We start from the raw sequence: 768 nt of genomic DNA, 5'->3' as shown, positions 1-768 counted from the left end.
AGCGCACGGTCCCCACCCGGGGCGCCCAGAAGGCCTCGTACGACAGGGAACTGGTGCACTCGATACTCGACGAGGGGTACGTCTGCCATCTCGGCTTCGTCCGGGACGGCGCCCCGGTGGTGCTGCCGACGCTGTACGCCCGGGTGGGCGAGACGCTCTATGTGCACGGTTCGACGGGCTCGCGCCCGCTGCGGATGACGGGCCAGGCCGACCCGGGCCTCCCGGTGTGCCTGACGGTCACCCACGTGGACGCGCTGATCCTGGCCCGCTCCGCCTTCCACCACTCGATCAACTACCGCTCGGTGGTGGTGCACGGCACCGCGCACCAGGTGACCGACCCGGAGGAGCGCCGCATCGCCCTGGACGCCCTGGTCGACCATGTCGTACCGGGCCGCTCGCGGGACTCCCGGCCCGCCGACGGCAAGGAGTTCGCGGCCACGGCCGTGATCCGCCTCGACCTGGACGAGGTCTCGGCCAAGACCCGCACCGGCGGCGTCAACGACGAGCCCGAAGACCTCACGCTCCCCCACTGGGCCGGCGTCGTCCCGCTCCGCAAGGGCTACGAAACCCCGATCCCGGACCCCGACCTGGCCCCGGGCACGGAACTCCCGGACTACCTCAAGACCCTGTAGCCGACGACCACCCCGCGCTCCATGGGGGCGCGGGGAACTACGCGATCAGCCACACTCGACTCGCGGTCCGCAGCCGACAAACGCCCCCCAGCCCGCACCCGGCACCCGGCACCCGGCACCCCGCCGACCACAACAC

The 768-nt window shown here is 72.4% G+C and carries 1 protein-coding gene; it reads left to right on the top strand.

Going from position 1 to position 768, the window contains the following annotated elements:
- On the top strand, positions 1-632 hold a 632-nt coding region (locus P1P70_RS45325; protein WP_319248424.1), incomplete at its 5' end, for a pyridoxamine 5'-phosphate oxidase family protein.
- Between the last annotated feature and the right edge of the window lie 136 nt (positions 633-768).

Source organism: Streptomyces sp. MB09-02B, from assembly GCF_033794485.1.
Taxonomy (GTDB): Bacteria; Actinomycetota; Actinomycetes; order Streptomycetales; family Streptomycetaceae; genus Streptomyces.
This window is presented reverse-complemented; position numbering and strand designations above follow the sequence as displayed.